Here is a 12,698-nt window from a genome sequence, read left to right on the forward strand (position 1 = left end):
CCGGCGTCTTCGCGCCCGCTTCATGCTCGCGCAATATCCCGATGATCTGCTCTTCGTTGAACCGACTCGCCCGCATTCGTCCGTCTCCTCTCGGTGACAGACTCTAACTCATTTTCGTGCCGCTTTTCGGGGGGCAGACCACAGACCATCCACGATTTCGAGCTGGCCTGGGCCGGCCGTACGTCGGAAGACGTCGGCGCGGGACTGAGCGACGGCAGCTTCGGAATGGCCGAGGAGACGGGAGCCTTCCTAAGCGAGGTGGCGAAAAGGGCGGCTCGCGAAGGGCGTGGGCTGGGTGAGGTGGCGGGACAGGAAATCGTCGAGGCCAGGCTCGAGTTTCGCGAGTTGAGTGTGTTGGCGGCGGCTCACGAAGCTGGCGTGCCGGCCACGGTACACGTGGCCATAGGCACCGACATCATACACATGCACCCCAAGGCCGACGGAGCCGCGATCGGCAAAGCGACGCTCCGTGATTTCCATCGCTTAACGGCGGTGGTTGCAACCCTGACGCGTGGCGTGGTGCTCAATCTGGGCTCGGCGGTGATTCTCCCGGAAGTGTTCGTCAAGGCACTCAATCTGGCGCGCAATCTCGGCCGGCAAGTGCGGCGCCTAACTAACTACCGCCGACATGGATTTCATCCGACAATATCGGCCGCGTATGAATGTTTTGCAGCGACCTACAGAGGACGGCGGACGCTCCACCGCGCTTACCGGCCATCATGAGATAATGTTTCCCCTGTTGGTTGCCGCCGTGGCTTGGGAGCTTGGCCGGTAACAGAGATTGGTCCTTTTGCTTACGAACAGGCAGTCTGCGATATATCGCTGACTGAACCGTCCTGAATCATCGCTCGCGCATGCAACCCAATGTCTGGCAGCGTAGCTAGAATCGGGCATCTGGTGAAAGTCGCATCAGCCAGAAGGGAGCAGCGCTGGCTTGGCCACGAACTAAACCGGAATTGGAACATGCGAAGACGGCCCTGTGGGCCACAACTTGGCATAGTGGCGGCTGACCCGCTCAGGGCGACTCCAACATCACACCGAAGGCCATTGGCTTGAGTGTTCCACAGGCTGGGTAGTGCCCCTCGGCTTCGACTGCGCCCCAGAACGGGCCGCGCCTAGGTTCTCCATCTTCTCGCATGCCTGATAGCCTTCGGCGGCACCTCGCCGTCTCCTGGGCTCGTCGGTCCCTCCCTGGCTCGGGCTCAACAATTACAACAGCGAGGCGAGCCGGCGAACCCTATCGCTCATTCCGCATATTTGTCTCCGGGCTTTGGAGTAAAGCAAAGTAAACAACTACTATATTGAAGTTATCGGAGCTTATGAGTGCTAATTTAGCCATGCCCAGTTTCCCACTTCCTTTGCGCATCTTGGTCGCCGGCGAGAGCGTACTGGATCGCTACGTGTGGGGGACGGTCGAACGCGTCTCGCCGGAAGCCCCGATTCCAGTCCTGCGCGTGCAGCGGCGGGAAGAGCGGCTGGGCAACGCCGCCTTCGTCTGCGCCAATCTTAGTTCCCTGGGCGCCAAACCGGCGCTGCTCAGTCTGATTGGCGAAGACCCCAACGGCATGCTGATCACTCAGTTATTGGCCGCCCTGGGGGTGGACATCAGTTCGGTAGTGCGCGACCCTGGGCGTCCTACGATTGTAAAAGAGCGAATGCTTGGCTGGGTGATGTCGGCGCAGCGCGCCACGCAGCAACTTCTGCGGGTGGATAGCGAGGATGTGCGGCCTATCGAGCCGGAGATCGAAGCGCGCCTGTTAGAGCTGCTGGAGACCAAGATCGCCGCGATGGACGGCGCGCTGGTCTCGGACCTCAACAAAGGCGTGCTGACGCCCAAGCTGCTGCGCGTTCTGATCGAGGGGGGGCGCCGGGCGAGCAAGCCCGTAATCGTCGATCCGCGACTTAGCGCCGACTTCTCCATCTATCGCGGAGCCACTGCACTTACTCCCAATCGCTTCGAGGCACAGCGCGCCACCGGCCTGGATTTATCATTGGCCGATAACTGGCCGCGCGCCGCAGCCCATCTGATCGAGCAATTAGATCTCGATTGCTGTCTAATCACGCTGGACCGTGACGGTATGTACTTAGGGCTGCGCCAGGGTGGGGGAGGCCATATTCCAACCCAGCCGCGGGATGTCTACGACGTCGTAGGTGCCGGCGACGTCGTGCTTACTACGTTTGGCCTGCTGCTCGCTGGTGGTGCCGACGGACCGACCGCGGCTAGGATTGCCAATGCCGCCGCCGGTGTGCAGGTGTCGCGCCAGGGGGCTAGCATTATTTCGCGCCAGGACATCGACTGCGCGCTGCGTTATAGCCACAGGAGTTCGGAAAACAAGATCGTGGGCCTCCAGGAACTGGCGGTGCGCTTAGAGCAAAACCGGGGTGAGGGCCGGAGAATCTGTTACACCAACGGTTGTTTTGATTTATTTCGCGCTGGATATGTTCATTTGCTGGAATTCGCCCGTTCGCAGGGCGATTTACTGGTGGTGGGGCTCGCTAGCGATAGCGGCGCGCGGCGGCCCCAGAGGATAGGCCAGCCGATATATTCTCAAGAGGACCGGACCCGCATTGTAGCTGCGCTCGCGGCGGTGGACTACGTGACGGTTGTCGACTTCACGCAGGCCGATCAGGCTATTCGCCTAATTCGCCCAGATGTGCTAATTGAGGGCGAGGATTACCAAGGCAACCTCCTTGCTGACGCCCGGTTCGTCGAAAGCTATGGCGGCCGCGTGGTGCTGGCACCGCGGCTGGACAAACGCGCGAGCGCCTCCACGAGTTGGTGCGGCTGAGCAGCGATCAAAGCAGCCTATAAACTTACCTCGAGATATCACAACATGCGTTGGTGGACGAAGGCCGCCACTCAAGCCTGCCTCTCGATTTTGCCCGCTGGTGAGTCAATAAATTATCGCCTGCAGCTGGTGAACGGCTTCGAGACGAACATCGCTCCCGAGGTGACGCGCGGTGGCTAATGCCCATGCATGGAGTGAGGGTTAATTTAACCGCGGCTCGCGGCGCGATGTGCCGGCAGCGGCGCCGGTTGCGCGGTTATCCTGCTGGACGGTGAATACAACCGCGCGAAGGACGTCGACTACCAGGTAGATGAGCCGGCGGGGTGGCGGCCCACGCGCCTGATTTGGGGTACGTCGAATGAAAGAAGAAGTCAGAGATTACGTGGATGCTTACTTGGCTCAGGTGGTAGAAATTTCTGGCCTCCTTTCGCGGCCAGCCATCATCAAAATTGTTGAGGGGCTAGTCGCGCTGCGCGATACAGGCGGGCGATTATTTATCTTGGGAGTGGGCGGAAGTGCGGGCAACGCTTCACACGCGGTCAACGATTTCCGTAAAATCGCCGATATCGAGAGCTATGCGCCAACCGACAACGTGTCGGAGCTGACCGCCCGGATCAATGACGACGGCTGGAACGGCGCTTATGCGGCTTGGCTGGCCGGTAGCCGCTTGTCGGCGAAAGATGCCTTGATGATTTTTTCGGTGGGTGGGGGCAGCGAGGAGCGCGGGATCAGTGTCAACCTGGTCGAGGCAATAAAGCTGGCGCGCTCGGTTGGTGCCAGAGTGTTCGGAGTCGTTGGTCGCGATGGTGGCTACACCGCGCAGGCGGCCGATGCTTGCGTGATTGTGCCCACAATCCAGGAGGCCACGGTTACTCCTCACACGGAAGCATTCCAAGGCATCATTTGGCACCTGATTGTTTCGCATCCAGCACTGCGCGCTAATGAAATGAAATGGGAGCGTGCCCGCTAAAGAGCGTTGAAGTCGTCCGGCAGCAGTGAAATGACATTGGCTCTTTTCGGAAAAGAAACACCAACTGCGCTCGCAGTGTAGTGTAATGGCATGTCCAAGGAAAGCCACCAGACTTCAGCAGGCACACCAGGTTAATCAATAACTTTGAAGATTGGACAAATAAAAATCGGGGTTGTGGGCTGCGGCTTGATCGGCGCCCGGCGTGCCAGGATAGCACGGGAGAGCGGCGACCGGGTGGTCGTGGTTGGCGACACCAATCCTGACCGCGCCCGTCACGTCGCGCAAGATATGGGATGCGAATGGTCAACCGACTGGCGGGCGATTACGCGCGCCGACCTCGATGCGGTGGTGGTGGCGACTTCCAACGACTGGCTCGCCCCGGTTACCGTTGAAGCGCTGACCCATCGGAAACACGTGCTGGTCGAAAAGCCGATGGCGCGAAATCTCGCCGAGGCGCGGACGGTTATAGCTGCTTTGGAAAGCAATTCCGGTCTGGTCCTGAAAGCCGGATTCAACCATCGCTTTCACCCCGCGGTGCTTCGCGCCCATGAACTCTACGAACAAGGAGCGATCGGTGAAGTGCTCTTTCTTCGAGGCCGCTACGGGCACGGCGGTAGACCGGGCTACGAACGGGAATGGCGGGCGGACGTCAATGTTTCGGGAGGCGGAGAGTTGCTTGACCAGGGCGTGCATCTTATCGACCTGTTTAATTGGTTCGTTCCGGATCTGGAGGAAGCTTTCGGCTATACCGCGGCCTATGTCTGGAAGTCGGCGGCGCACGTGCGCCCGGCCGAGGATAACGCCTTCGCGATGTTTCGTGGCGCCCGCGGTCAGACCGCCTCGCTCCACGTCAGTTGGACCCAGTGGAAAAACCTTTTTTCACTCGAAGTATTCGGTCGAACCGGCTATCTACTGATAGAAGGTTTGGGCGGAAGTTATGGAATCGAGCGACTGGTTATTGGCCGTCGCCGGATGGAGGGCGGCGTGCCTCAGGAGGAGAGCATCGAATATTCAGGTCCGGATGGTTCTTGGGCGGCCGAATGGCGGGAATTCAGGCGCGCCATCGAGCATGGTGCTCAACCGATAGGTAGCGGTCGCGATGGCCTCAAGGCGCTGCAAGTGATCGACGCGGTATATCGGTCAGTGAGCACCCATACGGCCTCAAGACTGTAGCTTATTTGGAGTTGATGAGTACGATTTCGACTTGGCTTTCGAAATTGAAGTAGGAACTAATGGCGAATATCTGCATTGCGGGATTATGGCATCAGGGCGCGGTTCTCAGCGCTTGCTTGGCGGACCTCGGACATCAGGTTCGTGGCGTGGATGAATCGCAACTGGTTGATTCCTTGAACCATGGCGAGCCGGCAGTTTACGAGCCGCTGTTGGGCGAAATTGTGCGGCGTAATTTGGATGCGCGCAGGCTCGAATTTACCAGTGATTATGCGCGGGCCTTGCGCGGCGCTGATTACGCGTACATCTCGATCGATACGCCTGTCGATACCCACGACCGCTCCAATTTGGAAACTATTATTGCGGCGGCTCGGCGAATTGCCGCGTCCAGGTCCGGAGATTTAACTCTAGTAATTACCGCTCAGGTTCCTATCGGGACCTGTCGGAAGTTGGCGGAGTTGGTCAGTGAAAACAACCCGGCTAATCCCGTGACTGTGGCCTACGTGCCAGAATTTTTACGCCTAGGGGCAGCCGTCGAGACCTTTCGTCAAGCCGATCGGTTTGTCATCGGGTGTGACGATCCGGCGACTGCATCGCGCTTGGCCGATTTGTACCGGCCTTTAAAGCGTCCCGTTGTGACCACTGATCTGGCTTCAGCGGAAATGGCAAAGCACGCCTCTAATGCGTTTCTTGCCACGTCGATCAGCTTCATTAATGAAATTTCCGATCTGTGCGAGGAGTTGGGCGCCGACGCCAGCGAGGTTGCCAAGATCATGAAGTTGGACCGGCGTATCGGCCCATACGCATTTCTTTCCCCGGGACTGGGATTCGCCGGAGGCACGCTAGGCCGCGAGCTGCGGGCATTGCAAGAGTTGGGCAGCAGGACCACGCTCAAGACCGCTCTTATCGATGCCACGGTGGCGGTCAATGATTCTCGTGCCGGCTTGATCGCGCGAAAGCTGATTAGACATTACGGGTCGCTTAAGGGTTTGCAGGTGGCGATTTTGGGCCTCACCTACAAGGCTGGCACCAGCACCTTGCGGCGTGCCATTAGCCTAGACATTATTCGCCAACTCGACCAAGGAGGCGCGGTGGTCAAAGCCTTCGACCCGTTGGCCCGTCTAGGCGAGGTGCCGGACCTTCCCCCCTTCAAGATGTGCGCCGATGTTTATGAGGCGGCCGCGGACAGCGACGCGGTCGTATTGGTAACCGAGTGGGATGGGCTAAACGATGTTAATTTAAAACGTTTACGTAGCGCCACCCGACGAGCGCTATTTATCGATTCGCGCAATTTGCTGGATCCGGGGCTGCTGCGCGAGGCCGGCTTTACTTACTCCGGCATTGGCAGATAAGTTGCGGACCATGGCCAGCGATCGTTACGCCACAGCTGGCGGAGACAAACATTGAAACTCAAAGGTAAGGTTGCGATTGTGACCGGAGCAGGCCGTGGTATTGGCGAAGCTACCGCCCTGGCTTTTGCTCGGCAGGGCGCGCGCCTGGTAATCGCGTCACGAACTGAAACGGAATTGGTGCAGGTCTCGCGGACCATTGCGCAGATGGGTGGCGAGGTTGTCGTGAAGGTCGCTAACGTGACTGATTCGGTCGATGTCCACAATCTGGTCGCTGCGGCGATGAACAGTTACGGTGCGGTTGACATACTGGTCAACGCGGCAGGCGTATACGGTCCGATCGGGCCGATGTGGGAAGTCTCTCCGGAGAAATGGCTCCAGGCGTTCCAAATCAACCTATACGGGACGTTTTTGTGTTGTCGAGCGGTTCTGGCTCACATGGTGGAGAAGCGCTCGGGCAGCATAATTAATTATTCAGGAGGAGGCGCGACCGCTCCATTGGCTCGATTCTCGGCCTATGGCGCTTCCAAGGCAGCGGTTGTGCGACTGACCGAGACTTTGGCTGAGGAGGTCAAGCAGTACGATATCCGTGTCAATGCCATCGCACCAGGTGCGGTCGATACCAAACTTCAAGACGAGGTGCTGGCCGCGGGTGAACGGGCAGGCCGTCTGTTGGCGCAGATTCGCGAGCTGAGAGAAACCGGCAAGGGTGGCGTGCCGCGCGAGTTGCCGGCGGAGTTGGCGGTTTTTCTGGCTTCTAAAGAATCCCTTCCGCTTACCGGTAAGCTGATTTCCGCGCCTCACGATGGCTGGCAAACCTGGGATCCAGCCAGGATTGAAGAGGTGGCGTCGCTGCCCTGGTTTACCCTACGGCGAATGGACCCGTTCACCTTGAAACCTCTTATGCAGAACCTCGAAAATACGCCCGAGCGATAGCCCTGCCTGGCATTCCAGAGTTATTTGCTGTTCTCGCAGCGAAGTCCTGAGTATAAATACGGCGCAGGGGCTTTAAGAAGATCAACCGGCCAACGGGGCTCTTCGCACAACTCGCGCGGGTCAGGGGTAAGCGCGTGCTCGCGGTTGGCCTGGGCGTCGGCACCGATTTTATTCGATGGGCACGCGCGGGGGCGCATGCCTACGGCGTTGATCTCACTGAAGCGTCTGCTGACTTTCAAGCTCTCCGACAAATACCAAGGATGCGTCTGGCGTTTGATTCAGAAAGTGTATCCAGCTGGTTTCGTGACAAAAATTTGTCGGCGACCGCCATGGTTTCTTTATGAAGGTGGAGGTTGAAAAGCCCGCCTGATGAAGCTCGCTATGGCGAATTCGAGTCTTCACTTTAAGATGCGTGATATTTCGACCGGTAGTCAGCGATGTGCGGCATAACCGGCTCCGTTAACTGGGGTGAACGCTCCGTGCTTACCGCGATGACTGATACGCTCAGACATCGCGGTCCGGATGATTGCGGCATCGAGTTCTTCGAGGAGCATAGGGTGGGCTTGGGACATCGGCGCCTAAGCATTATCGACCTTTCGCCCGCCGGCCATCAGCCGATGAGCAATGGTTCCGGGAAGCTCTGGCTGGTATTTAACGGGGAGATCTATAATTTTCCGGAATTGCGTCAGGAATTAGTTAAGCTGGGCCATCGTTTCAAGTCGCAGACTGATACCGAAGTAATCCTTCATCTTTACGAAAGTGAAGGCCGCGCGGGAATCCAAAAGCTGGAGGGAATGTTTGCATTTGCCTTGCTGGACCGTCCGGCCCGTAAGCTGGTTCTCGCGCGTGATGCACTTGGTATCAAGCCCTTGTATTATTATCATCACGATGGCCGGTTTCTCTTCGGGTCCGAAATCAAAGCAATCCTGGCGGCGGGCGCCTATTCTCCCGATCTCAATTGGCAGGGACTATACGACTTTCTGACTTTCAATTGCGTACCCGGGCCGCACACCATGTTTGCTGGAATTGACCAGTTGCCGCCCGCGCATACGCTGGAGCTGGACCTGGACAGCGATAAGATTCGACTGGAGCGCTTTTGGAGCCCCGGGCAAAGCACGGTTGGCGAACGCTGGTCATCGGACGACGCGACCATGCGCCTGCGGGAGTTGCTGACCGAGAGCGTCCGCGCGCAGATGATAAGTGACGTGCCGCTGGGCGCCTTTCTCAGCGGTGGGGTGGATTCGCCGATATTGGTGGGCCTGATGGCTCAGCTTTCATCTAAGCCAGTCAAGACCTTCACGGTCTCCTTCCAAGGACAGCACATGGAGTCCTACGATGAGCGCGAGGCGGCGCGCAAAGTCGCAGAACATTTTGCCACTGAGCATCACGAAATAACCGTCAATGCCGGCAGACCCTATGATATCCTGCGGCTGGTAGAGTATTTCGACCAGCCCTTTGCTAACCCTACTTCGTACTTGATGTATCTGATCTGCTCGGCGACCCGACCCGAGGCGACTGTTGCGATTTGTGGCGCGGGCGGTGATGAACTGTTCGCGGGCTATCCGCGTTATCGCGCGGTAGCGTCTGCGCGCTGGCTCCGCTTCGTGCCCAAATTTGCCTTTGAAGGCGCGCGCGGCCTGCTGAGCCTGATTCCGGACCGGCTGCACAATCCGAAGCTGCGAAGGATCCGGCAACTTGTCGATGGGATCGACGCCGATTTTGCCAGTCAATACACCAAGTGGACTTATTATCTTAACGAGGAGGAAAAGAAGGCGCTGCTTCGCGACAACCACCGCGTGCGCGAACTGTCATCGTCCGACCGAGTGGTTCGCCGCTATCTGGACGGCGACCTCACGGATCTCAACCGAGTGCTCGGTGCCGACGTCCAAACCTTCCTGGTGGACAATTTGCTCGAGTATACCGACAAGATGAGCATGGCCGCAAGTGTCGAGGTGCGCGTGCCATTTCTGGACCGCCGCGTGGTGGATCATAGCTTTAACATTCCGTTTGAGGACAAACTTCGCGGATCTCGCAGCAAAATTACGCTTAAGCAGGCGTTTAGTGATCTATTGCCGGCCGCCAACGCCGTGGCGCCAAAGAAGGGGTTCGTGGCGCCTTTGGCTCTGTGGATCAACGAGGCACTAGGTTCCTACTTCGACCGCTTCATGACTCGGGCGGCAACACTGCGGCAGGGGATCTTCGATTGGGACTACCTTGAATCGCTCCGCGGCCAACATCGTGCCGGACGATGCGATTATTCCTACGAACTATATGGAGTGATAATGTTTGATTTGTGGTACAGACGCTACATTCTCGGAGATTGCGCTGCCGTCGATGAAACGCGAGAGCTGATCAGCTAAGCGGAATAGCGAGTAGGAAAGGATCGCGGAGAGCGGCCCACGAATAATGCGCCAGGTGAGAAAGAAAAAGTGTCGGAAGGACAAAATACGAGTGGCAGTAATCGGCGCCGGGTCGATTTCGGCTACTAAGCATACCGGCGAATACTGTAGCGTCCGCGCAGGCGATTTCCACCCGGATGACGCATTGTTGAGTCGCGTAAGTTAATTGACATTGATCGTGCCGCGGACGCTGGCTAACCAGATTTATGCGATAATTTCCGAATGCCGATTGCGCGTACTGTGGTAAAAGCTTAACAGCATCGACGGTCACCGACTCGACACTTTTGAGAAAGGCCAATGACATGTAGACAGGGTGCGGGCTGGTTTCGCCAATCGCGCCCCCGATAAGCGTATGACACCAGTGAGGTCATGTGGGCGGTCGGTGTTGAAACCACTTGCATACCGACCGTATTGACCCGATTCCACCATTGCCCGCGCCTGTGTGAATGATTCATAAAACAAGCCGTGTGAGATATTCATACTGCAGGTTGCGCGCGCGGGATGTCTCCACAATTCGATCGCAATCCTCCAGGGTCAGCGCCAGCGGCTTTTCGATAAGCAGGCTGCGGCCCTGTTCCATCGCCGCCAGAGTGAGGTTGGCATGCTTTGCCGGCGGGGTGCAGATGTCGAGCATATTGGGCCGTTCCTTTGCAATCAGCTTTTCGGCATCAAGATAAGCGGCCGGAATTCCGGCCTCCCGAGCGACCGTGGATGCACCCTCCGGAGTGAGGTCGCTGATGGCAGCGATCTCGACTAGCGGGCCGAGGTTTTTAAACCACGGAATACATGATGTCGCCGTTGTAGGGTTTGTTAGCGCTCCACAGGGTATCATTTACAATGATACCATCTGTGGTGTTTGCGCGCATGGCGCAGGGTGAACTCGCGTTCAAGTGCGCTTCGGAGCGCGCCGAATGGGTCGATTTGCCAACCAAACTTGGGTAATGAGCCATCTTAGCGATAGGAATTTATGAAACCACGTATCGTGATTACCGGCGTGGCCGGGTTTATCGGCAGCAACCTGGCTGATCGTTTGTTGAGCGAAGGCTACCGAGTGATCGGTGTCGACAATTTGGCCTATGGCGTTTCAGAGCAGATTCCCGACGGGGTGGAGTTCCACCGGATTGACATCAGGGATAGCAAACTGAGCGGGCTGATCAGGGAAGGGGACGTGGTTTTTCATCTGGCGGCCAAAAACTGTATTGCCGACTGCCAGCAGGATCCGGTCGAAACGGCGTCAATCAACGTTACGGGCACGGTTCAGGTGTTCGAAGCCGCACGCATGGCAAACGCGCGCAAGGTTATTTATGCAGAATCCTCTTCGCTATACGAGGGATCCCAGGTTTTGCCGACGCCGGAGAGCGAGCTGCGGCCTGAGAGCTTTTATGCGGTAAGTAAAATGGCTGGCATGGCGTTTGCCGAGGCATATCGGCGCTACTTCGGCCTGCGCACGACCGCGCTGAGATATTTCTGTGTTTACGGGCCGCGCCAGGACTACCGGCGCACGATTCCTCCAGTGATGAGCGCCTTTATTCTGAAATTGATGCGGGGTGAGTCGCCAACAATCTATGGAAGTGGCCAAAAGCGCCGAGATTTCATCCACGTCGACGACGTCAACTCCTTTCACCTGCTCTGTATCGACGATCCCCGTACCGACGACCGGGTTTTTAATTTGGGTAGTGGGCGAAACCATTCTGTGAAGCAAATTTATGAAAAGATCGCGGCGATCCTGCACAGCGATATTCCGGCCATTTACGAGCCGGACATGCCGGGCGAGGCGCAGGAGACCTTGGCGAACATAGACGCTGCGACCGCGTTGGGTTGGCGGCCCACGGTGGACCTCGAGACTGGCTTGCGTAGCTTCGTGGAATATTATCAACGGCACGGCCTCGGCGGATTGGAGTCGAAAGCCGGCGCGAGCCACCGTTGAAAACAATTGTATTAGCCGCCGGCAAGAGTAGCCGAATTGCCGCTGTCGCAGGTGATCTGCCTAAGCCGTTGCTTTCTCTGGCGGGCGAGCCGATTTTGGCGCGCAACCTGCGTTGGTTGGCAAGTCAGGGTATCGAGCAGGTGTGGATCAACCTGCATTACAAGCCCGACAAAATTCGACAAGTGATCGGGAATGAGTTGGCGGGAGTGCGGATTAACTATGTGCAAGAGTCAACGATTTTGGGCACCGCCGGCGCGGTGCGCAACATCGCGGGCCACTGGGATGACGTCGTGTTGGTGATCTATGGCGACAACCTGGTCGCTATCGATCTCGCGGCGATGTGCTACGAGCATCGGCGCCGGCAAGCAGCGGTGAGCGTCGCCGTGTTCGATCGTAACCGCCATCCGCATACCGGGATCGCAGGCGGACGAGTGAAGATCGATGCCGACCGGCGCATCGTTGAATTTGTCGAGGGTGCCGACGACGAACTCTCTTCGCTGGTCAATGCCGGGGTCTATTTAATCGTGCCCGCGGTGGTGGCCCAGATACCCCCAGCCCAATTCTTTGACTTCGCCAAGGACTTGTTCCCTAGGTTGCTGGCCGAACAGCAGCCTCTGTACGCTCACCTGATCGACGGTTACTGCCTGGGGATAGACACTCCCGAGAGTTACCGGCGTGCCGTCGCCTTGGTCGAGAGCGGCGCCTGCCGGATTTGAAGCGCAGGCGAGGACTCCCGCTTTAAGCTTGGTCGGTGTGGGTTGTAAAACGCAGGCAGCCGCCCAGATTTGACTTGATCGGCTGCCGACGCTACAACTCAAGCGATTGGTCGTTGCGGGTGCCCATCAGGGCATAACAGGGAAGCCGGTGCGAAGCCGGCACGGTCCCGCCACTGTATGTGGGAAGTTGCCTTTGGATTGATCCACTCGGGAGACGATGCTCCTGGGGAAGGGCGAGAGGCGGCGATGAAGGGTCGTAAGACCCGCTGAACCCACGAGTCAGGAGACCTACCCGAAGCGATCGGACGTTTCGACTCCGCGTGGAAACGGAGAGTCCGGCCTGTCCTGCCTGTTTGAGACCCTCGGTTACCACGCCTGGACGAGGGTTGTGTGATGCCACCGATTGTTTTGGGCGGCCTCGGGATTGCGCTTGGCGCAGCCT

Annotated in this window: 10 protein-coding genes and 1 riboswitch; of the genes, 9 read left to right on the top strand and 1 reads right to left on the bottom strand. The window is 57.9% G+C overall.

What is annotated here, in order from left to right; genetic code table 11:
* Positions 1-93 precede the first annotated feature (93 nt).
* The 7 genes from VKV28_10370 (at position 94) to asnB (ending at position 9,574) form a co-directional block, all read left to right on the top strand.
* Complete coding sequence (locus VKV28_10370; protein HLH77199.1) at positions 94-723, top strand: hypothetical protein; 630 nt, start codon at positions 94-96, stop codon at positions 721-723.
* Positions 724-1,319: 596 nt separating this feature from the next.
* The gene (locus tag VKV28_10375) at positions 1,320-2,789 is read left to right on the top strand and encodes a PfkB family carbohydrate kinase (protein HLH77200.1); all 1,470 of its coding nucleotides are present in this window, start codon (positions 1,320-1,322) and stop codon (positions 2,787-2,789) included.
* Positions 2,790-3,147: 358 nt separating this feature from the next.
* The gene (locus VKV28_10380; GenBank protein ID HLH77201.1) at positions 3,148-3,759 is read left to right on the top strand and encodes an SIS domain-containing protein; all 612 of its coding nucleotides are present in this window, start codon (positions 3,148-3,150) and stop codon (positions 3,757-3,759) included.
* 144 nt (positions 3,760-3,903) lie between these two features.
* Positions 3,904-4,932 (top strand): Gfo/Idh/MocA family oxidoreductase, encoded by a 1,029-nt coding sequence (locus tag VKV28_10385; protein HLH77202.1) that lies wholly within the window; start codon positions 3,904-3,906, stop codon positions 4,930-4,932.
* A 59-nt stretch (positions 4,933-4,991) separates the two neighbouring features.
* Positions 4,992-6,281: a nucleotide sugar dehydrogenase gene (locus tag VKV28_10390; protein ID HLH77203.1), complete on the top strand. Its 1,290-nt coding sequence runs from the start codon at positions 4,992-4,994 to the stop codon at positions 6,279-6,281.
* Between the two features lie 51 nt (positions 6,282-6,332).
* Positions 6,333-7,214, top strand: a complete 882-nt coding sequence (locus tag VKV28_10395) for an SDR family oxidoreductase (protein ID HLH77204.1) — start codon at positions 6,333-6,335, stop codon at positions 7,212-7,214.
* 437 nt (positions 7,215-7,651) lie between these two features.
* Positions 7,652-9,574 (top strand): asparagine synthase (glutamine-hydrolyzing), encoded by a 1,923-nt coding sequence (asnB, locus tag VKV28_10400; GenBank protein ID HLH77205.1) that lies wholly within the window; start codon positions 7,652-7,654, stop codon positions 9,572-9,574.
* A gap of 490 nt (positions 9,575-10,064) precedes the next feature.
* Here asnB and VKV28_10405 read toward each other — a convergent pair whose 3' ends face one another.
* Positions 10,065-10,445: a Gfo/Idh/MocA family oxidoreductase gene (locus tag VKV28_10405; GenBank protein HLH77206.1), complete on the bottom strand. Its 381-nt coding sequence runs from the start codon at positions 10,443-10,445 to the stop codon at positions 10,065-10,067.
* Between the two features lie 135 nt (positions 10,446-10,580).
* Between VKV28_10405 and VKV28_10410 the strand changes: the two genes are divergently transcribed.
* Both VKV28_10410 and VKV28_10415 read left to right on the top strand, forming a co-directional pair.
* Positions 10,581-11,540, top strand: coding sequence for an NAD-dependent epimerase/dehydratase family protein (locus VKV28_10410; GenBank protein HLH77207.1), 960 nt, complete (start codon positions 10,581-10,583; stop codon positions 11,538-11,540).
* Complete coding sequence (locus tag VKV28_10415; protein HLH77208.1) at positions 11,537-12,256, top strand: nucleotidyltransferase family protein; 720 nt, start codon at positions 11,537-11,539, stop codon at positions 12,254-12,256. Before VKV28_10410 ends, VKV28_10415 begins: the two co-directional genes overlap by 4 nt.
* Before the next feature lie 100 nt (positions 12,257-12,356).
* Positions 12,357-12,567: riboswitch (cobalamin riboswitch) on the top strand.
* Positions 12,568-12,698 lie beyond the last annotated feature (131 nt).

Source organism: Candidatus Binataceae bacterium (genome assembly GCA_035294265.1).
Lineage (GTDB): Bacteria > Desulfobacterota > Binatia > Binatales > Binataceae > DATGLK01.

Coding starts and splice junctions, on each gene's coding strand:
- VKV28_10410 (HLH77207.1), top strand. CDS start 10,581: ATGAAACCACGTATCGTGATTACCGGCGTGGCCGGGTTTATCGGCAGC.
- VKV28_10390 (HLH77203.1), top strand. CDS start 4,992: ATGGCGAATATCTGCATTGCGGGATTATGGCATCAGGGCGCGGTTCTC.
- asnB (HLH77205.1), top strand. CDS start 7,652: ATGTGCGGCATAACCGGCTCCGTTAACTGGGGTGAACGCTCCGTGCTT.
- VKV28_10380 (HLH77201.1), top strand. CDS start 3,148: ATGAAAGAAGAAGTCAGAGATTACGTGGATGCTTACTTGGCTCAGGTG.
- VKV28_10405 (HLH77206.1), bottom strand. CDS start 10,445: ATGATACCCTGTGGAGCGCTAACAAACCCTACAACGGCGACATCATGT.
- VKV28_10375 (HLH77200.1), top strand. CDS start 1,320: ATGAGTGCTAATTTAGCCATGCCCAGTTTCCCACTTCCTTTGCGCATC.